Below are 20,461 nucleotides of genomic sequence, written 5' to 3' on the forward strand. Positions count from 1 at the left end.
ATAAAATGGGCTTGCAAATGATCCTTGAACATTTTACAATGGGAATAACTTGAATGGAAACGGAGGTGGGGAAGAGATGAAACGTTCTATTTTTGCACGTTTACAGTGGCTTCAAGCGCTAACTATTTATCGTGCAATTTTTCATGAGGTAGTTTTCCAAGGGGGTAGTCTGCCCTTTTTTCGAAACTGCATATGGAATTTAGAACGATAACACATCTCTTTGCCCATTAAAATAGGTATGTAAAAGAGGGAACTTCGTGTGCTCTCTTTTTTCATGCTGTTGAAAAGCTGCGGGAAAAAGATGCCCGTGGCTTATTTTGCGTAATAGAGATGTTCATTTTATTTATAAAGGAGAAAATGAACATGATTATTTGTAGTATAAATCATATTTCAAAATCGTATGGAGGAAATACAATATTCAAGGACCTTTCGTTTGAAGTACACGAAGGGAGCCGGATTGGATTAGTCGGCCGGAATGGCGGCGGGAAAACGACATTAATCAAGTTGATTGCTAATCAGGAACCAGTAGATGAGGGCGTTATTCACTGGAAAAAGGGATTAAACATTGGCTATTTATCTCAAATCCCTGATTATAAAAAGTTAACGGTAAGGGAAGTTCTTAAAACCGCCTTTGAACAATTAACCCAAACTGAATTAAGGCTTCAAGAGATGGAGAATGAAATGGATAAAGAGCTTACTCCCATTGGCTTGCAAAGACTCATGGACCAGTATGGTATCCTCCAGGATGAGTTTATTTTAAATGGCGGGTATGAAATCGAAGCTCAATTAGACAGGATTGCTGGTGGATTAAATATTACCCATTTGCTTGAACAGACCTTCGCGGCCTTAAGCGGCGGGGAAAAGACAAAGGTAGGCCTCGGGCTTAGCTTGCTAACGAATCCTGAGTTATTGCTCCTGGATGAACCGACTAATCATCTAGATCTAAAAGCAATTGAATGGCTGGGCTCCTATCTTAATGACTATAAAGGGACGATCATTCTGATCTCTCATGACCGTTATTTTTTAGATGAGGTAGTGTCAAAAGTATTGGAAATGGAAGATGGTGAAGTCGATTTATATCATACGAATTTTAGTGGCTACGTGAAAGAAAAAGAAGAAAAGTTGTTGCGGGAATTTCAAGAATATCAAGAGCAGCAGCGGAAAATTAAAAAGATGAAAGAAGCCATCAAGCGTCTCCGTGATTGGGCGAATCGTTCCAATCCGCCAAGTGCGGCCCTTCATAAGCGGGCCACCAATATGCAGCGCGCTCTTGATCATATTGAAAAACTAGAACGCCCCAAGATTGACGTCAAAAAAATGGCCATTGATTTTGAAGCGGGAGATCGAAGCGGGAAGGATGTTATCGCTCTTGAGGGCGTTTCAAAGAGCTTCGGTACTCGGAAATTGTTTAATGACGTGAATATGCTAGTCCAATTTAAGGAACGAACCGCCATCGTCGGTGAAAACGGTACAGGGAAATCCACCCTTTTAAAGATGATCCTCAAGGAAGTCGAAGCAGATAACGGGATTGTTAAGGTTGGAAGTAACGTGAAAATGGGTTATTTATCTCAGCATGTCTTTCAGGATTTTGCCGATGAACAAGTTATTGATGTTTTTCGCTCAGGGGTTGTAGTAACTGAAGGAGAAGCCCGTCATATTTTAGCCAAGTTTTTATTTTACGGTCCGGCTGTGTTTCGTAAGGTGAATCAGTTGAGTGGCGGTGAGCGTATGCGTTTACGGCTGGCACAATTGATGTACCAAGACATCAATTTGCTAATCTTGGATGAACCAACAAACCATCTTGATATTGATTCATGTGAAGTCCTTGAGGAAGCGTTGGAACAGTTTAATGGCACGATCTTAGCTGTATCCCATGACAGATATTTTTTAAATAAAATATTTACAAAAATCTATTGGCTCCAAAATGGTCGTCTCCACCATTTCGACGGTAGCTATGATTGGGCAAAAGGGAAGTTGGAGCAGAGTGGAAGCAAACCAGCCGTTTCTAAAGTAGTCGTTGATAAAACCATCCCGCCAAAAGTAACAAAGGTAGAGAAGAAACAAACAGAAGAAATCGAGAGAAAAATTGAACAGATTGAAAGTGATATTTCTGCCCTAAAACAAAGGCTCGAAATGGAAAATGAGCTTGAATTGTTGCAGAAAATATTTATGGAGATTGAAGTAAGGGAAAGTGAGCGCGACCAGCTTTATGCGCTATTGGATGATGTAGTTTAAAAAATAACCTCCTCAGGAAGTTTCTGGGGAGGTTATTTTGAATGGTAAATCACTGTAAACACCAATCCGTTTTAGAATAGGATATAAGGCAAGATCATGGAGGTGACGAAAGTGGCAGTTGTAAAAGCAAGAAAGTCGGATATTGATTTAATGGCGAGATTACTTAGAGCGGAAGCCGAAGGGGAAGGGCAATTGGGTATGCTGTTAGTAGGTAATGTCGGTATTAATCGGATCCGTGCAAACTGTTCTGATTTTAAAGGACTTCGGACGATTCCGCAGATGGTTTTCCAACCACATGCATTTGAGGCTACAACGAAAGGATATTTTTATCAATCGCCGCGCGAAAGAGAAAGACGCTTGGCCCGAAGGACGATTAATGGCGAACGGTTTTGGCCGGCCAAATTCAGTTTATGGTATTTTAGACCACAAGGGGATTGCCCGCAAACATGGTACAATCAACCTCTCGTTTCAAGATATAAACTCCATTGCTTTTATGAACCAACTGGTGAAGAATGTTCAAATGTATATAGCACCTTTTAATAAGCTGGAGCCGGCTGTTGTACGGCTCTATTTTTTGTAGATTAAGAAAGCATTAAATTGGCCTTGAAATTGTCCAGCCCCAGCGCTTTTTATAAGAGGCTTTTCGAAGTACGAAATTTTCCTTATAATAAGGAGTGTTCCTACTTCTGAAGGGGTTTTTTATGATGATAAAGTTTTCTTTTAAGCAGGTCCTGTTTCTTCTTCTCATTACCATTGTCGGGGTAATCTGGTCGGTTATCGATCATCAGCCGCTGGTTATCGGGTTTCTTCCAGGATATCTAGTTTTATTTTTTCTTTCATTAAAAAGTAAATTTTCAATTAGAAAATCAATAAAGATTAGTTTGCTAGGTGTTCATAAAACAAGAATTGTAATCATTATTTTATTGTTAGTCAGCTTTCTGCTCCCTTCGTGGTACTTATCAGGAACGATTGAGCAAATGGTTCAGATGGCGCTGGATTTTATCAATCCACACCACTTTTTTATTCTATCCTTTTTTATTAGCATGATTTTCTCCATGCTGCTTGGTACAACGATCGGGACACTAAGTGCGATTGGGGTTCCGATATTAGGGACTGCGGCAGTACTGCATCTTCCTATTCCAATTGTAGCCGGAGCGTTAGTTTCCGGTGCATTTGTCGGAGATCGGACATCACCGTTCTCTAGTGCGCACCAATTACTGTCCCATACGATCGAGGTACCCGTAAAAAGGCAGTGGAAAGCCATGTGTTTAACCACCATTACTGCAATTCTTTTTTGCCTATGCTTTTACGGCGTAGTGGATGTAAGCTTAGCCAGCAAGGCATCATTACCAAACGGTCATTTGGTCTGGAGTGAGCTGTCATTGTCGAAGTTTATTCCTCCGATTATTCTAATCGTGTTTGTTCTTTTTAGGTTAAGTATCATCTATGCATTTTTAGCTAGTATTCTATCAGCAGTTGTCATTTCTTTTGTCCACGGGGCTTCATCGACAAAATTAGCTGGTGCTCTTTGGCACGGTATTGATGGTCTGGGCGGAGGTTTTATTCATATGTATCAATTGCTGCTATTTTTAGCCCTTGCTGGTGCCTATAATGGTCTTCTAGAAGAAATGAATGTTATTCAGCCTTATTTGGATAAATGGCTGGAATCGTCGCGCAATTTGCTTATTGATACCTTAAAAACGGTGTTGGCAACACTAATTATTACTCTAATTGCAGCTAATCAGACCCTGCCCATTATTTTAACAGGGAGATCGTTTCTCCCACATTGGTCACATTATTATGGTAAGGATGAGTTAGCAAGAGTGATGGGAGATTCGACCATGCTATTCCCTGGTGTTGTTCCATGGAGCGTGCTGACGATCATGTGCAGCACAATCGTGGGTATTCCATTGTTTGAGTATTTGCCATATGCATTATTTTTATGGGTTTTACCGATTATTACTATACTGGTATCACTTGGCAAGGAATTGCACAAATCAAAAAAGCCCCATACTGCAACGGCTTAAAAACAGAGTCTATCTTGGCTCTGTTTTTTCTTTTTCGAATCACTAAATATCTAGTTGAATGAAGTCCGTTTTTTTATCATATAAGTGGTAATAAAGTATTTGGACAAGGAATGATGAGATGCTGAGAAAATTAGCTGTTATTGGATTCGGGAGCACGATGATCAGTGTAGGAATCAATATGTTTATTCTGCCATTTCATCTAATAAATGGCGGCATGTTTGGCATCAGCCTGCTTTTAAATTATGTCTGGGGATTAAAAGTAGGGGTTATGTTTATCCTGCTGAATATTCCTATTTATCTATTTGCTTTAAAAAAAGACCCTATATATTTCTATAATGGGCTGCTAGGGGCGATTTTTTCTGGTTGTTTGATTGAACTATTACTACCGTTAAATGGTATGATTACTCTGCCAATTATCAGCAGTGTAATCATCGGCTCAATCATGATTGGAGTAGGAGTAGGGGTTATGCTGCGAAATCATATCAGTCCAGGCGGCATGGATTTACTCGCTCTTTTACTCGCAAAATGGACAAGGGTGAATGTCGGGGTTATTATGGTTACCCTGGATGCAGTGATTATTTTAACAGGACTTTTTCTCTTACAGGATGTGAGGCTTTTATACTCATTATTAATCATCTCCATAATTGGATTACTGGCAACAATTATTACTTCCTACCGTTCGATTAAGCATGTAAACTGAAAACATTCTAATAATGGGTATGATAAAATAAAAAGAAATGCGTCGAGGGGGAGAACGGTGAAACTAGTAGATGATCATTTAGCAGAGGATTTAAAGATTCTATTTGTAGGTTTTAATCCAAGTATTCGCTCGAGTGAACGTGGCCATCATTACGCAAACCCAAACAACAGATTTTGGAAGATTTTATATGAGGCAGGATTAACGCCTAGAAAATATGAGCCAGAGGAGGATGCACAGTTATTAGATTCTGGTTATGGTTTTACCAATATTGTAGAGCGGCCTACGAAGGCGGCCGATGAAATTACCAGGGAAGAATATAAAAAGGGTAAAGAGATTTTAAAACAAAAAATTGTTCGATATCGGCCGAAGGTGGTTTGTTTTGTTGGTAAAGGTGTCTATCAGGAATATAGCGGACGAAAGTCAGCCTCGTGGGGAAAACAAACAGAGCCGGTTGTCCAAGGAGTTATTGATTTTGTAGCTCCGTCGTCGAGTGGCTTGGTCAGAATGAAAATGAGTGAAATTGTAGATATTTACCGGCTGCTTCTTGAGATAAAATAAAACATCGACGGGAGTTGATACCGTCGATGCGATCACAACGTGGTTATTCGAATTTTTTATGATAGTGAGTTAAAACGGCAAGTGGAAAGATATAGCGGTAGCTGTGATAATGAATATAAAACGCACCTGCCATTCCTTGCCCTTTGGGGTACTGTGTCGTCCAATCCACTTTTTCTAGTGAATTAAGTAAATAAGTGATGCCTTTTTTGATTTCGGCTGTCGGTTTATCTGACGTGGAAATCAGAGCATCAAGAGCCCAAGATGTATGCGTTAACGTGCTTGCCGGTAACGAGACATACGTTTTTTTACTGTCACTATGACAGGACTCTCCCCAGCCTCCATCATGATTCTGTTTATCAACGATCCATTTAACCGCTTTTTCTACTGATGCGTTACGAGCAGAAAATCCAACTGCCATAAGGCCTGTAATCGCAGCCCAAGTACCATAGAGATAGCAAATTCCCCATCTTCCGTACCAGGAACCATCCCTTTCCTGATTCCTCAATAGCCAATGAATTCCTTTTTTTATTGTTGTATGATCCCTTGATAAATTTGTGTAATGACCCAAAAATTCAAGTGTTCTCCCGGTTAGATCAGCACTTGACGGATCGGCAATAAGAAATTCCGCTTTTTCGATTGGCAGAAATTGCAGCAGCCTAGAATGCACATTTTTCTCAAACGCCGCCCAACCGCCATCGTCATTTTGCATGGACAATAACCAGGTAATGCCTCGATCCCAAGCATGAGATTCGGGGAGAATGACTCGGGAGATGGAGCGAAGTGAGGCTGTTGTATCATCTACATCCGGGTTAATCGTGTTGATATCAGAAAAGCCCCAGCCGCCTGGCAATGTCTTGGGGTTATGAATCACCCAATCGCCAAATTGACGATGCTGCCGCTCTAGTAAATATTGATTGGCCTGTTTTACCATAGGATCCTCGGGTGAAACACCTGCTTCTTGCAGACAAAATCCTATTAATGAAGTATTCCACAAATTTGCAGTGGTATATTGCATATGCGGCAACCCGTCTATTTCACACTTCATCGATGTTATACCCTCGATCGCTTTTGTTATTACGGGATCTGTTTTTTTATAACCCAGTGATAATAGTGCAAAAATCATTAGAAAAGTCGAGCTGTAATAGCTGTAAAAAGTACCGTCTGGTTCAAGATGATCGAGCATATACTTTTTAGCCCGTTCAATCGCAAGTTGATGAAGCTGTTTTGGTAACCCTAGTAAACTTTCTACCCCATCCTTAATAAAAGAATACAAAGAGCGATAGTCATCTGTGTGGTCCCAATGATTTTCTGCCTCTCTGTTTAATTGCAGATCAGAAAGGTCCGGACTCTTGTCTGTTTTAATCGTGAACTGGTTATCTGCCAAAATCATAATCGGGGTTAAATTGGCCCTGCCGAAAACGGAAAACGAATAAAAGTTAATTGGAAAATGAAGCGGAAGGAGAATGAGTTCGATTGGCAGCAGAGAATAAGAAGGCCAGGTGTATTGTCCGGTTATCGCAAGCATAACTTTTGTAAACATACCTACTTGTTCTAAACCTCCGTTGGCAAGAATGAAACGTTTCGCTGCGACTAGTTGTTTGTCATTTTTGGTATAGTATCCTGAATACAACAAACCATAATAGGCTTCCACGGTTGCTGTTAGATTGCCGTCCCCCTCATCATAAAAGAGCTTCCAGGCACCATTTTCCTCCTGTTTGCTGATCAGTCTTTTTGTAAGCCCTTGAATTAATTCTTCATCATGTATTTCCAGTGTCCGTAATAAAATGATCATATAAGCATCTGTGGATATGCCTGTTTCAAATGGATAGTCCCAAGAGCCGTTGGGAGATTGGTCTTTACGAAGCATCTCAATAATCCAATCCATGCCTTTTTTTGTATCAGTCATTGTACCTCACATTCCCCTCCCAAAATTTCTCATCTATCAATACATATTCTCAACTTAGCTGGAGAATTCGTAAGGGAGGTAATGGACCATTTTTTTTATCAGAAATCGTGAGAGACCTCCGCTGGAAATCATAACGGAAGAATTAAAGAAAAAAAGTAAAGCGCCGTTGTCGTTTTCTTCGATCACCAAGAATGAAGAAATCCTTTTAGATAAAATAAAACAGAAAACGAATGAAATGAATTTAAATAATGTTACCAGGACGAAAGCTTACCTTGATTTTTATCTTCGTTATCCGGATATTCACTGGGCTTTTCTTGGTCATATGGTTTCGCGGAATGGCGGCTGGAATATGACTGATTTAAAAGGGGAATTTCTAACCCGATTGATGGCAAGAAAGGATCGTCAATTATTCTTTCAATTTTTAGAGCGGGGTAATTGGCTGATTTTTCAAGATGTTTATCCACAGTTTTTGCTCTATGAAGAAAGCCTTAAAAAAGCTAAGCCTCTGTTTCATTTATTTGGTCATTTAAATATCTCCACTTTTATGGGGACAATTTGGAATCAGTATTGGCAATCAAATGATACCAATATTCTAACAATTGCCCTTGTCATTAATGAGCAAAATTATCTAGAAAAGAGAGTTGTACAAAATTCGCAATACCAAAAAGATGTCTTGAACAAATTTGAATTTTTACTTCAAGATTGGTTATCGTTCAATCATATTCTGTTTCCGCAGGGGAACAAGAAGTTGGTGGGATTAACCCTGCACCAATTTGAGTCATTACATGAGAGAATTTTACTCGGAAAGCGATTGTATCAGCTTCTATTTAAAAACAAATTGATCCACCAAAGTTCAGTTGAATGGGCAAAAAGCCACCTCCATACAGGCTCGAGAAAGGATTATTGGCCGGATATTTTTAATAGTGTCAATGAAGGTACGCCGGGATTTCCATATAAACTTCATTTAGAATCCTGCCAGTTAAGGCCAGGGGCAAAAAGAATCTATAGCCCAACGCTGGAGAATGCCTGGAAAAATGAAACCCATAAAGAAGCAGAACAAGGGGATTGGTTTTCAGATTGGCGTATTGTCGATTACTTAATGGAAGATGATGATTTTATTGACGGGGAGATTGAGGATGAATATTGCAAAACACTCGAACGAATCGAACTTGCAGCTTTTGCCAAAAAAACGATTACCTTCTAAATACGAACTGGGCAGTATGGTGCTTGCCTCTTTGCTAGGGACATATTTAGATTTATATTTTGTTGGAAGGCATTTTTATCAATTTCCTTTAAGACCATTCGCAGAAATCTTTTCCATTAATATTGCGTTTACGTTATTGGTACTGCCTCTAATGACATTTATTATTTTACGAAGTACTGCTCAGCTAACGAATTGGGGAAAAGCAGGGGTTATCCTGTTTGTGAGCCTGCTAATGCCTATTCTTGAAAAATTAGCAGAATTATTCGGTTTGTTTACTCACTCAGATGATTGGAAGCATCTTTACACATTTTTTGGTTATTTGCTGTTTCTAACGATTGTTTTGTTATTTCATGAGTGGCTGGGAAAACGAATTCGATAGGTATACAAAAAGCCGAGACCGCAGTCTCGGCTTTCTTGATGCCGTCAATGCGGCACCAACCCTCTCCGTCCGTACAGTGGTTAAGTGTCCCGCAACAAGCGAATGTTCGGAGGGGGTACTCTTATAATACCACAACTACAGTGAAAATATTAGTGGCTATACTTTCTTTTCTCGATAGAAAAGTGTATGATAATAATGATTTTTACATAAAGGAGTGTTTTTCATGGCTAAAAAAGGATACATATTGATGGAAAATGGCGACAAAATTGAGTTTGATCTATTCCCTAACGAAGCGCCAGGAACAGTTGAAAACTTTGAAAAGTTAGCAAATGAAGGCTTTTATAATGGTGTTATTTTTCACCGTGTAATCCCAGGTTTCGTATCTCAAGGAGGCGACCCGACGGGAACAGGAATGGGCGGCCCCGGCTACACAATCAACTGTGAAACTGAAGGAAATCCACATAAACACATTCCAGGATCATTATCCATGGCGCATGCTGGAAAAAATACAGGCGGAAGCCAATTCTTTATCGTTCATGAATCACAGCCGCATTTAAATGGTGTTCATACGGTATTTGGACAAGTTACTTCTGACTTAGCAGCGGTTAGAAATATGAGAAATGGCGATAAAATGGTTGAAGTAAAGGTTTATGATGAAGAATAGATAAGACAAAGGGAGCGGATTCGCTCTCTTTTTTTTATGGAACAGAAAAAGTCATTAGCAGGTAGTAAAGGGAAAAACAAACGGGCACATTAACGTTGAAGCTATCAATTGGAGGGACTATATGAAAAAGTTAGTGTTGGTGCTTATATCAATCTTGTTATTCCCTTTTCATACAAATGCGGCAGAGAATAAAAAGGAAGAAAAAGAACTTAAGGCAGCCATTATCATCGACGATTTTGGCGGGGGGACTGGTGGTGTCCGTGACTTCTTAGAAGGGGACATTCCTATTACCGCCGCCGTGATGCCGTTTACGGAAAATTCTAAGGCCCATGCAGAATGGGCACATAAAAACGGTTTTGAGGTTATGGTTCATTTACCGATGGAACCAAAGAAAGGAAAAAGATCATGGTTAGGTCCAAAGCCTATTACAGTGGACCTATCGAAGGAAGAAGTGAGAAAGCGGGTAGAAGAAGCCATAAAAAGTGTCCCATATGCCGTTGGCTTGAATAACCATATGGGTTCCCGTGCAGTTGAAAACGAAGAAATCGTCCGAATAATCGTAGAAGTAGCAAAGGAAAAGAACTTATTTATTATTGACAGCGGAACAAGTCCGGGAACAAAGTTCCCTGTAATTGCTAAAGAACTTGGAGTACCACTATTAAAACGAGACGTGTTTCTTGATGATATTTCTTCATCTTCCTATGTTCAAAAACAAATGGTGAGACTGGCAAAGGTCACAGAAATAAAAGGGAATGGGATTGCCATTGGGCATGTTGGGGTAACAGGGAAAGTCTGTTCCGTAGGTATTTTTCAAGCTATGGATGAATTTAAAAAACGGAATATAAAAATTGTTCCTGTTTCAGAACTATTTGCGGGTGAACTGACAAAAAAACAATTTGTACCATGACAAAGGCAGCGAGACGCTGCCTTTTTTTTGATAGATGGAAAACAATGGTCATTCAGAATTCTTTTCCTATCCGTGCTAAACTGGTAAAATGGCACCTGACTTATTAAATAAACAAATCATTGGTTGACATATAGAATCAATTAGGGAGAGGGAATGGACAAAATGAAGTTAGTATCTTGGAATGTGAATGGTCTTAGGGCATGCGTAAAAAAAGGGTTTATAGATTATTTTCAGGAAGTAAATGCGGATATATTCTGCGTACAGGAAACGAAACTACAAGAAGGTCAAATCAATCTGGAACTAGACGGATATTATCAATATTGGAACTACGCTACTAAAAAGGGTTATTCCGGTACAGCCGTTTTTACAAAGGTTAATCCGCTGTCGGTTAAATATGGTGTTGGAGAAGAAGAAGAGGAAGCGGAGGGACGAATTCTCACTTTGGAATTTGACGATTTTTTCTTGGTCAATGTCTATGTTCCAAATTCACAGAGAGATCTGGCTAGAATTGGGTACCGCTTGACATGGGAAGATCAGATCCTTCAGCATTTGAAGGATTTAGATAAAATAAAACCAGTTGTATACTGTGGAGATTTAAATGTCGCCCATCAGGAGATTGATCTTCGCAATCCAAAATCCAATATAGGAAACTCAGGCTTTACTCATGAGGAACGAGGAAAAATGACAACCTTGCTGGGCTCTGGTTTTATAGACACTTTCCGTTATTTCTATCCACAACAGGAAGGAGCCTATACATGGTGGTCATATATGAACAAGGTCCGCGAAAGAAATATTGGCTGGCGTATAGACTACTTTATCGTGTCAAATTCCATGCAGGAACGTCTTGTAAATGCTGAAATCCATTGCGATATAATGGGTAGTGATCACTGTCCAGTCGTCCTTGAAATTAACTAAATTTCGGTCCGATAAGAATTTCTTATCACTATTGATAAAAAAGCTGTTATTTTCTTTATGAAGAATCAAGCTTAAAGTTAAGGTAGGGTATAAGGAATTCTTGGAGGGATAAACATGGATCTCAAAAAGGATGTGCAGCAGCAATTTGGCAAAAGTGCGGAATCTTATGTAAGCAGTCCGATACACAAAGATGGGAAAGACTTGCAAAAACTAATCGAGATGGCTGAAATTACAGGAAAAGAAGAACTTCTGGATGTAGCGACGGGTGGAGGTCATACAGCTAATGCCTTTGCTCCTTTAGTAAAACAAGTAACCGCAATTGATTTAACACAGGAGATGTTATTAGCTGCGGAAAAGTTCGTAAAAGGAAAGGGGAACCAGAATATACAGTTCGAAAAAGGAGATGCGGAAAATTTACCTTTTTTGAACGGCTCGTTTGATATTGTGACGTGCAGGATCGCCCCACATCACTTTCCTAACATTAATCAGTTTATAACAGAAGTATTCCGTGTCCTTAAGCAAGGCGGACAATTTTTGCTGGATGACAATGTTGTACCAGAAGATGATAAATATGATCAATTTTATAATAAAATAGAAAAATTGCGGGATTACAGTCATTTTAGGGCTTGGAAGAAGAGTGAGTGGATACGGATGCTTGAGTTAGCTGGATTTGAGATTATTGAATGGCATCGTTTTGAAAAAACCTTTAAGTTTGATTCCTGGTGTAATCGAATGAACTTACCAATGGAAGAAAGGAAAGAATTGTCCCAGTATTTCATAACTACTTCCAAAAGTATCAAAGAGAAATTCCGGATTTTAATTGAAGATAGGCAAGTAATCTCTTTTCAGGGAGAAGCCATTGTTCTTAAGGCAATTAAAAAATAAGAAAAGACCCTTTGCAAAAAGAGATATTCTCTTGGTGCGAGGGGCCTTTTCTAAAAAATCATATACCGTTTAGGGCCGTTCCGATTTCGTCGAACTCGGGCACTCTATCAGTTTGGTTTAAATCTTCTAGTTGCTCTTGCTCAACGAGTTCATTGTCTTCATCTCTTTTATACGCATTAATATTCACCATTACAACATTCCCTTCAGAAATATTACCACAATATTTTAACCAGTGAATAGTAATTTAAAACTAACTCATTATCTTAGTTGTACTATTCTAAATTTGAATTAGATAAGGATATAACTTTTATAAAATATATCTAAAAAGATAGTTGACTATTTTGGAGGAAGATAGTATTATTATCAATGTCGCTTCGACGAAATGATTTCAGAGTTAAGTGATTTACAACATTTCGCAAAGAGGTTGACAGGTTTTAAATGCTATGTTAAAATAACAAATGTCGCTAATCGATAGATTAGTAGATGACAATTGTTCTTTGAAAACTAAACAAACAAAAACGTCAACAAACAATAATATTCATTTCTTATGAAATGAAGCCAACGTAACAAAATGAGCTAATCAACTTTCTCGGAGAGTTTGATCCTGGCTCAGGACGAACGCTGGCGGCGTGCCTAATACATGCAAGTCGAGCGAATCGATAGGAGCTTGCTCCTGTTGGTTAGCGGCGGACGGGTGAGTAACACGTGGGCAACCTGCCTGTAAGACTGGGATAACACCGGGAAACCGGTGCTAATACCGGATAATTCTTTCCCTCTCATGTGGGAAAGTTGAAAGTCGGTTTCGGCTGACACTTACAGATGGGCCCGCGGCGCATTAGCTAGTTGGTGAGGTAACGGCTCACCAAGGCGACGATGCGTAGCCGACCTGAGAGGGTGATCGGCCACACTGGGACTGAGACACGGCCCAGACTCCTACGGGAGGCAGCAGTAGGGAATCTTCCACAATGGACGAAAGTCTGATGGAGCAACGCCGCGTGAGTGATGAAGGCCTTCGGGTCGTAAAGCTCTGTTGTTAGGGAAGAACAAGTACCGGAGTAACTGCCGGTACCTTGACGGTACCTAACCAGAAAGCCACGGCTAACTACGTGCCAGCAGCCGCGGTAATACGTAGGTGGCAAGCGTTGTCCGGAATTATTGGGCGTAAAGCGCGCGCAGGCGGTCCTTTAAGTCTGATGTGAAAGCCCACGGCTCAACCGTGGAGGGTCATTGGAAACTGGGGGACTTGAGTGCAGAAGAGGAAAGCGGAATTCCACGTGTAGCGGTGAAATGCGTAGAGATGTGGAGGAACACCAGTGGCGAAGGCGGCTTTCTGGTCTGTAACTGACGCTGAGGCGCGAAAGCGTGGGGAGCAAACAGGATTAGATACCCTGGTAGTCCACGCCGTAAACGATGAGTGCTAAGTGTTAGAGGGTTTCCGCCCTTTAGTGCTGCAGCTAACGCATTAAGCACTCCGCCTGGGGAGTACGGCCGCAAGGCTGAAACTCAAAGGAATTGACGGGGGCCCGCACAAGCGGTGGAGCATGTGGTTTAATTCGAAGCAACGCGAAGAACCTTACCAGGTCTTGACATCCTCTGACACTCCTAGAGATAGGACTTTCCCCTTCGGGGGACAGAGTGACAGGTGGTGCATGGTTGTCGTCAGCTCGTGTCGTGAGATGTTGGGTTAAGTCCCGCAACGAGCGCAACCCTTGATCTTAGTTGCCAGCATTCAGTTGGGCACTCTAAGGTGACTGCCGGTGACAAACCGGAGGAAGGTGGGGATGACGTCAAATCATCATGCCCCTTATGACCTGGGCTACACACGTGCTACAATGGATGGTACAAAGGGCAGCAAAGCCGCGAGGCCTAGCCAATCCCATAAAACCATTCTCAGTTCGGATTGTAGGCTGCAACTCGCCTACATGAAGCCGGAATCGCTAGTAATCGCGGATCAGCATGCCGCGGTGAATACGTTCCCGGGCCTTGTACACACCGCCCGTCACACCACGAGAGTTTGTAACACCCGAAGTCGGTGGGGTAACGCAATTCGCGAGCCAGCCGCCTAAGGTGGGACAGATGATTGGGGTGAAGTCGTAACAAGGTAGCCGTATCGGAAGGTGCGGCTGGATCACCTCCTTTCTAAGGATAATGCAGTCCTTATGGACTGATAAGAAGTTGACCGCTTTTTGTTTGTTTAGTTTTGAGGGAGCAATTCTCTCAAAGCTTTTTTAAATCGTTCTTTGAAAACTAGATAATCGTATAGAAGAAACCAAGTAAAAACCGAGTAAAATCGCCATTTTAGTTTTTCTCTCTATTTTAAATAGAGTAAACCTTTTAGGTTAAGTTAGAAAGGGCGCACGGTGAATGCCTTGGCACTAGGAGCCGATGAAGGACGGGACTAACACCGATATGCTTCGGGGAGCTGTAAGTAAGCTTTGATCCGGAGATTTCCGAATGGGGAAACCCACTGCTCGTAATGGAGTAGTATCTTTACCTGAATACATAGGGTATTGATGGCAGACCCGGGGAACTGAAACATCTAAGTACCCGGAGGAAGAGAAAGCAAACGCGATTCCCTAAGTAGCGGCGAGCGAAACGGGATTAGCCCAAACCAAGAGGCTTGCCTCTTGGGGTTGTAGGACACTCAACATGGAGTTACAAAGGAACGGGGTAGATGAAGCGGTCTGGAAAGGCCCGTCATAGAAGGTAAAAGCCCTGTAGTTGAAACTTCGTTCCCTCCTGAGTGGATCCTGAGTACGGCCGGACACGTGAAATCCGGTCGGAAGCAGGGAGGACCATCTCCCAAGGCTAAATACTCCCTAGTGACCGATAGTGAACCAGTACCGTGAGGGAAAGGTGAAAAGCACCCCGGAAGGGGAGTGAAATAGTTCCTGAAACCGTGTGCCTACAAGTAGTTAGAGCCCGTTAATGGGTGATAGCGTGCCTTTTGTAGAATGAACCGGCGAGTTACGATTACATGCAAGGTTAAGTTGAAGAGACGGAGCCGCAGCGAAAGCGAGTCTGAATAGGGCGTATGAGTATGTGGTCGTAGACCCGAAACCAGGTGATCTACCCATGTCCAGGGTGAAGTCCAGGTAACACTGGATGGAGGCCCGAACCCACGCACGTTGAAAAGTGCGGGGATGAGGTGTGGGTAGCGGAGAAATTCCAATCGAACTTGGAGATAGCTGGTTCTCTCCGAAATAGCTTTAGGGCTAGCCTCACGTAGTTAGAGTCTTGGAGGTAGAGCACTGTTTGGACTAGGGGCCCTCATCGGGTTACCGAATTCAGACAAACTCCGAATGCCAAAGACTTATCCGTGGGAGTCAGACTGCGAGTGATAAGATCCGTAGTCAAAAGGGAAACAGCCCAGACCACCAGCTAAGGTCCCAAAGTATACGTTAAGTGGAAAAGGATGTGGAGTTGCTTAGACAACCAGGATGTTGGCTTAGAAGCAGCCACCATTTAAAGAGTGCGTAATAGCTCACTGGTCGAGTGACTCTGCGCCGAAAATGTACCGGGGCTAAACGTATCACCGAAGCTGTGGATTGACACCGTTGGTGTCAGTGGTAGGAGAGCGTTCTAAGGGCGTTGAAGCTAGACCGTAAGGACTGGTGGAGCGCTTAGAAGTGAGAATGCCGGTATGAGTAGCGAAAGATGAGTGAGAATCTCATCCACCGAATGCCTAAGGTTTCCTGAGGAAGGCTCGTCCGCTCAGGGTTAGTCGGGACCTAAGCCGAGGCCGAAAGGCGTAGGCGATGGACAACAGGTTGATATTCCTGTACCACCTCTTTATCGTTTGAGTGATGGGGGGACGCAGGAGGATAGGGTAAGCGCACTGTTGGATATGTGCGTCTAAGCAGTTAGGCTGAGAAGCAGGAAAATCCGCTTCTCGTAAAGGCTGAGCTGTGACAGCGAGGGAAATATAGTACCGAAGTTCCTGATTCCACACTGCCAAGAAAAGCCTCTAGCGAGATAAAAGGTGCCCGTACCGCAAACCGACACAGGTAGGCGAGGAGAGAATCCTAAGAATAAGGTGAGCGAGAGAACTCTCGTTAAGGAACTCGGCAAAATGACCCCGTAACTTCGGGAGAAGGGGTGCTCTTTGGGGTTCATAGCCTCGAAGAGCCGCAGTGAATAGGCCCAGGCGACTGTTTAGCAAAAACACAGGTCTCTGCGAAGCCGCAAGGCGAAGTATAGGGGCTGACGCCTGCCCGGTGCTGGAAGGTTAAGAGGAGGGGTTAGCTCACGCGAAGCTCTGAATCGAAGCCCCAGTAAACGGCGGCCGTAACTATAACGGTCCTAAGGTAGCGAAATTCCTTGTCGGGTAAGTTCCGACCCGCACGAAAGGCGTAACGATCTGGGCACTGTCTCAACGAGAGACTCGGTGAAATTATAGTACCTGTGAAGATGCAGGTTACCCGCGACAGGACGGAAAGACCCCGTGGAGCTTTACTGTAGCCTGATATTGAATTTTGGTACAGCTTGTACAGGATAGGTAGGAGCCTGAGAAACCGGAGCGCCAGCTTCGGTGGAGGCGTCGGTGGGATACTACCCTGGCTGTATTGAAATTCTAACCCGCACCCCTAAATCGGGGTGGGAGACAGTGTCAGGTGGGCAGTTTGACTGGGGCGGTCGCCTCCTAAAGAGTAACGGAGGCGCCCAAAGGTTCCCTCAGAATGGTTGGAAATCATTCGTAGAGTGTAAAGGCACAAGGGAGCTTGACTGCGAGACCTACAAGTCGAGCAGGGACGAAAGTCGGGCTTAGTGATCCGGTGGTTCCGCATGGAAGGGCCATCGCTCAACGGATAAAAGCTACCCCGGGGATAACAGGCTTATCTCCCCCAAGAGTCCACATCGACGGGGAGGTTTGGCACCTCGATGTCGGCTCATCGCATCCTGGGGCTGTAGTCGGTCCCAAGGGTTGGGCTGTTCGCCCATTAAAGCGGTACGCGAGCTGGGTTCAGAACGTCGTGAGACAGTTCGGTCCCTATCCGTCGTGGGCGCAGGAAATTTGAGAGGAGCTGTCCTTAGTACGAGAGGACCGGGATGGACGCACCGCTGGTGTACCAGTTGTCTTGCCAAAGGCATCGCTGGGTAGCTATGTGCGGACGGGATAAGTGCTGAAAGCATCTAAGCATGAAGCCCCCCTCAAGATGAGATTTCCCATAGCGTCAAGCTAGTAAGATCCCTGAAAGATGATCAGGTTGATAGGTCAGAGGTGGAAGCGTGGCGACATGTGGAGCTGACTGATACTAATCGATCGAGGACTTAACCATAGTCTATAAGGCGAACTCGTTTTTACTTCTTCTACACATTATCTAGTTTTGAGAGAACGAACTCTCTAATTAAATAGTCTGGTAATTAAGGCGAGAAGGTCACACCCGTTCCCATACCGAACACGGAAGTTAAGCTTCTCAGCGCCGATGGTAGTTGGGACTTTGTCCCTGTGAGAGTAGGACGTTGCCAGGCTTTATCTGGAGGATTAGCTCAGCTGGGAGAGCATCTGCCTTACAAGCAGAGGGTCGGCGGTTCGATCCCGTCATCCTCCACCATAATTTTTCCTTAATTTACGACGCCGGGGTAGCTCAATTGGTAGAGCAAGACCGAATGAGCTTCTTGAATAAACTTCAGCATACTGACCGAGCTGCTACTTGAATAATCTTTCTGAGGTCAGGATGACGGTAACAACGACAGCGTGTTTGAAATTATTATATATTCCTTACTTTACGCCGGGGTAGCTCAATTGGTAGAGCAACTGACTTGTAATCAGTAGGTTGGGGGTTCAAGTCCTCTCGCCGGCACCTTTTTTCTTACAGCTGCTTTTTACTTATTTGAATATGCGGGTGTGGCGGAATTGGCAGACGCACCAGACTTAGGATCTGGCGCCGCAAGGCGTGGGGGTTCGACTCCCTTCACCCGCACCAAAGTTTTTTCGAATGCAAAAAATTATTTATTCATAATGCGGAAGTAGTTCAGTGGTAGAACACCACCTTGCCAAGGTGGGGGTCGCGGGTTCGAATCCCGTCTTCCGCTCTCAAATTGCCGGGGTGGCGGAACTGGCAGACGCACAGGACTTAAAATCCTGCGGTAGGTGACTACCGTACCGGTTCGATTCCGGTCCTCGGCACCATACTTTTTGCACTAGCAAATAGTCTTATAATTTCGGGAAGTAGCTCAGCTTGGTAGAGCACTTGGTTTGGGACCAAGGGGTCGCAGGTTCGAATCCTGTCTTCCCGACCATGAAACTTCTTAAACAAAATGGGGTCTTAGCTCAGCTGGGAGAGCGCCTGCTTTGCACGCAGGAGGTCAGGGGTTCGATCCCCCTAGACTCCACCAATGCTTAAAAAAAAATGATATTATGGCGGTGTAGCTCAGCTGGCTAGAGCGTACGGTTCATACCCGTAAGGTCGGGGGTTCGATCCCCTCCGCCGCTACCATAATTATAAATGTGGTTTTTAAATGGAGGAATACCCAAGTCCGGCTGAAGGGATCGGTCTTGAAAACCGACAGGCGGGTTAAACCGCGCGGGGGTTCGAATCCCTCTTCCTCCGCCATTTTTATATTCTTTGGAGGGGTAGCGAAGTGGCTAAACGCGGCGGACTGTAAATCCGCTCCCTCAGGGTTCGGCGGTTCGAATCCGTCCCCCTCCACCACTTATAGGGGCATAGTTTAAAGGTAGAACTAAGGTCTCCAAAACCTTCAGTGTGGGTTCGATTCCTACTGCCCCTGCCAAATTTAATTTTGTTCTACTACTTGCCGATGTGGCGGAATTGGCAGACGCGCACGACTCAAAATCGTGTTCCGTGAGGAGTGTCGGTTCGACCCCGACCATCGGTACCATCTAGGATTAATACTATTGCGGGTGTAGTTTACTGGTAAAACCTCAGCCTTCCAAGCTGATGTAGTGGGTTCGATTCCCATCACCCGCTCCAAATTAAAGGGCCTATAGCTCAGCTGGTTAGAGCGCACGCCTGATAAGCGTGAGGTCGATGGTTCGAGTCCATTTAGGCCCACTCATAAATTAAATGATCAAACCGAACAGTCACTGTTCGGTTTTTTTGTATTATTAAAGTATTTATTCATTTTCTATAATGTAATTGGGAACGATACTAAGAAAATGGAATGGGGGAGGAGTCAATACATGCCTGAGCTCCCAGAGATGGAAAATTATAAGAACCAATTAAAACAAAAAATTGCTAACCAAGTAATAACTGACGTTCAAATAAATCGTGAGAAATCGATTAACATCAATCCTGATCTTTTCAAAAAAACTGTGCAGCACCAGCAAATAATCGATATCAAACGTCGAGGAAAGCACCTTCTATTCCAGCTGCAAAATGATCAAACGCTATTATTACACTTAATGTTAGGTGGATGGATGTTTTTTGGAACTGAGTCGGACAAACCTAACAGAACAATACAGGTGCGTTTATCATTTGGACAAAATCATCTTTATTTTATTGGTCTTCGTTTAGGCTATTTACACCTATATAATCAGATCCAAACAGAGGAAAAGCTGTCGGAATTAGGGCCAGAGCCATTAGATCCAAAATTTAACGAAAATGATTTTTTAAAAATTATAGGTAGTAAACATGGCCGTTTAAAAACGACATTGCTCGATCAATCATTTATTGCCGGCATCGGAAATTACTACTCTGCAGAGATCTGCTTTCATGCTGGAATAAAACCAACTAAGGATATTGATGACATAAACGATGGTGACCGAAGCCAACTATACGATTCAATGAAAAATGTTCTTCAGGATGGAATTAAGCACGGCGGTTATATGGATAATCCGCTCTATAAGGGTGACACATTAACAGGTGGTTTTAATCAACGATGCCAGGTTTATGACCGGGAAGGCCAACCGTGTAATCGGTGTGGAACAACCATCATTATTGAAATGATTTCCTCCAGAAAAACATTTTATTGTCCTAATTGCCAGAAATAATGAAGTTATATAAAAAAGGCTCAAACGATTTAACACGATCGTTTGAGCCTTTTTTGTGATTCATTAATCAATCGATATCATGTTTATTTTTTAACAAAAAGTGGTTTCACTTTATACATTAATGTTA

At 42.9% G+C, this 20,461-nt stretch carries 14 protein-coding genes, 14 tRNA genes and 3 rRNA genes; 30 read left to right on the plus strand and 1 reads right to left on the minus strand.

Going from position 1 to position 20,461, the window contains the following annotated elements; all coding sequences use genetic code 11:
- Nucleotides 1-76: 76 nt before the first annotated feature.
- From ACZ9EE_RS26815 to mug, 6 genes are all read left to right on the plus strand, one after another.
- A complete protein-coding gene (locus ACZ9EE_RS26815) occupies nt 77-211 on the plus strand; it encodes an RAxF-45 family protein (protein WP_476031637.1) in 135 nt (44 codons plus the stop codon).
- Between the two features lie 152 nt (nt 212-363).
- On the plus strand, nt 364-2,235 hold the full coding sequence (abc-f, locus tag ACZ9EE_RS26820) for a ribosomal protection-like ABC-F family protein (RefSeq protein WP_476031638.1): 1,872 nt from the start codon (nt 364-366) through the stop codon (nt 2,233-2,235).
- A gap of 111 nt (nt 2,236-2,346) precedes the next feature.
- A complete protein-coding gene (locus tag ACZ9EE_RS26825) occupies nt 2,347-2,775 on the plus strand; it encodes a cell wall hydrolase (RefSeq protein WP_476031639.1) in 429 nt (142 codons plus the stop codon).
- A gap of 161 nt (nt 2,776-2,936) precedes the next feature.
- On the plus strand, nt 2,937-4,262 hold the full coding sequence (locus ACZ9EE_RS26830; RefSeq protein WP_476031640.1) for a Na+/H+ antiporter NhaC family protein: 1,326 nt from the start codon (nt 2,937-2,939) through the stop codon (nt 4,260-4,262).
- Between the two features lie 118 nt (nt 4,263-4,380).
- Nucleotides 4,381-4,962 (plus strand): YitT family protein, encoded by a 582-nt coding sequence (locus tag ACZ9EE_RS26835; protein ID WP_476031641.1) that lies wholly within the window; start codon nt 4,381-4,383, stop codon nt 4,960-4,962.
- A 57-nt stretch (nt 4,963-5,019) separates the two neighbouring features.
- On the plus strand, nt 5,020-5,520 hold the full coding sequence (mug, locus tag ACZ9EE_RS26840; RefSeq protein ID WP_476031642.1) for a G/U mismatch-specific DNA glycosylase: 501 nt from the start codon (nt 5,020-5,022) through the stop codon (nt 5,518-5,520).
- A 43-nt stretch (nt 5,521-5,563) separates the two neighbouring features.
- On the opposite strand, the gene ACZ9EE_RS26845 is transcribed toward mug, so the two are convergent.
- Nucleotides 5,564-7,426 carry a terpene cyclase/mutase family protein gene (locus ACZ9EE_RS26845; protein WP_476031643.1) on the minus strand — a complete coding sequence of 621 codons (1,863 nt, stop codon included), beginning with the start codon at nt 7,424-7,426 and terminating at the stop codon, nt 5,564-5,566.
- 97 nt (nt 7,427-7,523) lie between these two features.
- Here ACZ9EE_RS26845 and ACZ9EE_RS26850 point away from each other — a divergent pair, with 97 nt between their 5' ends.
- The 24 genes from ACZ9EE_RS26850 (at nt 7,524) to mutM (ending at nt 20,334) form a co-directional block, all read left to right on the plus strand.
- Entirely contained in the window at nt 7,524-8,630 is a 1,107-nt protein-coding gene (locus ACZ9EE_RS26850) for a DUF2515 family protein (protein WP_476033113.1), read from the plus strand.
- The gene (locus ACZ9EE_RS26855; RefSeq protein ID WP_476031644.1) at nt 8,563-9,009 is read left to right on the plus strand and encodes a CBO0543 family protein; all 447 of its coding nucleotides are present in this window, start codon (nt 8,563-8,565) and stop codon (nt 9,007-9,009) included. The genes ACZ9EE_RS26850 and ACZ9EE_RS26855 overlap by 68 nt, the downstream gene beginning before the upstream one ends.
- 223 nt (nt 9,010-9,232) lie before the next feature.
- Nucleotides 9,233-9,673: a peptidylprolyl isomerase gene (locus ACZ9EE_RS26860; protein WP_476031645.1), complete on the plus strand. Its 441-nt coding sequence runs from the start codon at nt 9,233-9,235 to the stop codon at nt 9,671-9,673.
- Nucleotides 9,674-9,794: 121 nt separating this feature from the next.
- Entirely contained in the window at nt 9,795-10,580 is a 786-nt protein-coding gene (locus ACZ9EE_RS26865; RefSeq protein ID WP_476031646.1) for a divergent polysaccharide deacetylase family protein, read from the plus strand.
- A gap of 162 nt (nt 10,581-10,742) precedes the next feature.
- Complete coding sequence (locus ACZ9EE_RS26870) at nt 10,743-11,495, plus strand: exodeoxyribonuclease III (protein ID WP_476033114.1); 753 nt, start codon at nt 10,743-10,745, stop codon at nt 11,493-11,495.
- Between the two features lie 114 nt (nt 11,496-11,609).
- Nucleotides 11,610-12,380, plus strand: coding sequence for a class I SAM-dependent methyltransferase (locus tag ACZ9EE_RS26875; protein ID WP_476031647.1), 771 nt, complete (start codon nt 11,610-11,612; stop codon nt 12,378-12,380).
- Nucleotides 12,381-12,966: 586 nt separating this feature from the next.
- A 16S ribosomal RNA gene (locus tag ACZ9EE_RS26880) occupies nt 12,967-14,519 on the plus strand.
- Between the two features lie 198 nt (nt 14,520-14,717).
- Nucleotides 14,718-17,659: ribosomal RNA gene (locus tag ACZ9EE_RS26885) — 23S ribosomal RNA — on the plus strand.
- Nucleotides 17,660-17,736: 77 nt separating this feature from the next.
- Nucleotides 17,737-17,852: ribosomal RNA gene (gene rrf / locus ACZ9EE_RS26890) — 5S ribosomal RNA — on the plus strand.
- Together the 16S, 23S and 5S rRNA genes with 14 tRNA genes alongside form the textbook arrangement of a ribosomal RNA operon.
- A gap of 7 nt (nt 17,853-17,859) precedes the next feature.
- A tRNA-Val gene (locus ACZ9EE_RS26895) sits at nt 17,860-17,935 on the plus strand.
- Nucleotides 17,936-18,111: 176 nt separating this feature from the next.
- Nucleotides 18,112-18,184 (plus strand) — tRNA-Thr (locus ACZ9EE_RS26900).
- Between the two features lie 38 nt (nt 18,185-18,222).
- Nucleotides 18,223-18,307: transfer RNA gene (locus tag ACZ9EE_RS26905), tRNA-Leu, on the plus strand.
- 37 nt (nt 18,308-18,344) lie between these two features.
- A tRNA-Gly gene (locus ACZ9EE_RS26910) sits at nt 18,345-18,416 on the plus strand.
- Nucleotides 18,417-18,424: 8 nt separating this feature from the next.
- A tRNA-Leu gene (locus ACZ9EE_RS26915) sits at nt 18,425-18,513 on the plus strand.
- A gap of 33 nt (nt 18,514-18,546) precedes the next feature.
- Nucleotides 18,547-18,623 (plus strand) — tRNA-Pro (locus ACZ9EE_RS26920).
- 20 nt (nt 18,624-18,643) lie between these two features.
- Nucleotides 18,644-18,719, plus strand: a tRNA-Ala gene (locus ACZ9EE_RS26925).
- A gap of 24 nt (nt 18,720-18,743) precedes the next feature.
- A tRNA-Met gene (locus ACZ9EE_RS26930) sits at nt 18,744-18,820 on the plus strand.
- Between the two features lie 24 nt (nt 18,821-18,844).
- A tRNA-Ser gene (locus ACZ9EE_RS26935) sits at nt 18,845-18,937 on the plus strand.
- A 14-nt stretch (nt 18,938-18,951) separates the two neighbouring features.
- Nucleotides 18,952-19,036: transfer RNA gene (locus tag ACZ9EE_RS26940), tRNA-Tyr, on the plus strand.
- A gap of 5 nt (nt 19,037-19,041) precedes the next feature.
- Nucleotides 19,042-19,115, plus strand: a tRNA-Trp gene (locus ACZ9EE_RS26945).
- Between the two features lie 23 nt (nt 19,116-19,138).
- Nucleotides 19,139-19,223: transfer RNA gene (locus ACZ9EE_RS26950), tRNA-Leu, on the plus strand.
- An 18-nt stretch (nt 19,224-19,241) separates the two neighbouring features.
- Nucleotides 19,242-19,315: transfer RNA gene (locus tag ACZ9EE_RS26955), tRNA-Gly, on the plus strand.
- 7 nt (nt 19,316-19,322) lie between these two features.
- Nucleotides 19,323-19,396, plus strand: a tRNA-Ile gene (locus ACZ9EE_RS26960).
- A 128-nt stretch (nt 19,397-19,524) separates the two neighbouring features.
- Nucleotides 19,525-20,334 (plus strand): bifunctional DNA-formamidopyrimidine glycosylase/DNA-(apurinic or apyrimidinic site) lyase, encoded by an 810-nt coding sequence (gene mutM / locus ACZ9EE_RS26965; RefSeq protein ID WP_476031648.1) that lies wholly within the window; start codon nt 19,525-19,527, stop codon nt 20,332-20,334.
- Nucleotides 20,335-20,461 lie beyond the last annotated feature (127 nt).

Source organism: Bacillus sp. URHA0034, assembly GCF_056280405.1.